The organism is Paractinoplanes toevensis, assembly GCF_018332695.1.
In the GTDB taxonomy this organism is placed as follows: Bacteria; Actinomycetota; Actinomycetes; order Mycobacteriales; family Micromonosporaceae; genus Actinoplanes; species Actinoplanes toevensis.
The window spans coordinates 1-564 of record NZ_BOQN01000284.1; the positions used below are offsets into that span (position 1 = coordinate 1).

Consider the following 564-nt stretch of genomic DNA (forward strand, 5'->3'; position numbering starts at 1 on the left):
CTCGACCCGGCGATCGGCGAGATCGTCCGGGAGCGCTACAGCGGGATGCGGCTGGGCTTCCAGGCCGTGGTCGAGCACCTGGTGGAGGACGGCGAACTGCCCGCGGACACCGACATCGAGGGCGTCACGTCGGCGTTCTACTCGCTCATGCCCGGTTACGCGTTGCAGCGAATGCTGACCGGGTCGCCGGACCTGGCGACCTACATGACCGGCGTGCGGGCGCTACTCGACCGACGCTAGGCGGGCGGCGATCCGGACCCAGCCCTCGCGCACCTCGGCCTCGCTGGGTGCCCGGCCCGGGCGTACCCGTCTGGTCTCGTAATCGTCCTCGTCCTCGCCGTCGCCGTCGTCGGACGGCGCCTCGGCGCCGGCCCGGGCCAGTTCGATCTCGTCCCGGATCGACTCGGCGTCGGCCCGGGGCAGCAACGGCTCGACGACCGCCATCAGGTCCTCGTCGGCCACCACGGCCTGGGCGAGGGAGAGGGCGTGCGCCCGTTCGTAGGGACCGCAGACGATGGGTTCCCAGTCTTCCTCGTCGCCCAGCGACCCGATGGTGATGACCCA

General features: G+C 71.6%; 2 protein-coding genes. One reads left to right on the top strand and one right to left on the bottom strand.

Annotated elements, in window-relative coordinates:
- Window positions 1-240, top strand: a 240-nt coding sequence (locus Ato02nite_RS51240; RefSeq protein WP_213014006.1) for a TetR family transcriptional regulator C-terminal domain-containing protein, incomplete at its 5' end; no start/stop codon positions are given.
- On the opposite strand, the gene Ato02nite_RS51245 is transcribed toward Ato02nite_RS51240, so the two are convergent.
- Window positions 223-564 (bottom strand): hypothetical protein (locus Ato02nite_RS51245; RefSeq protein ID WP_213014007.1); only part of this gene is annotated, 342 nt, incomplete at its 5' end. The two genes, Ato02nite_RS51240 and Ato02nite_RS51245, sit on opposite strands and share 18 nt — an antisense overlap.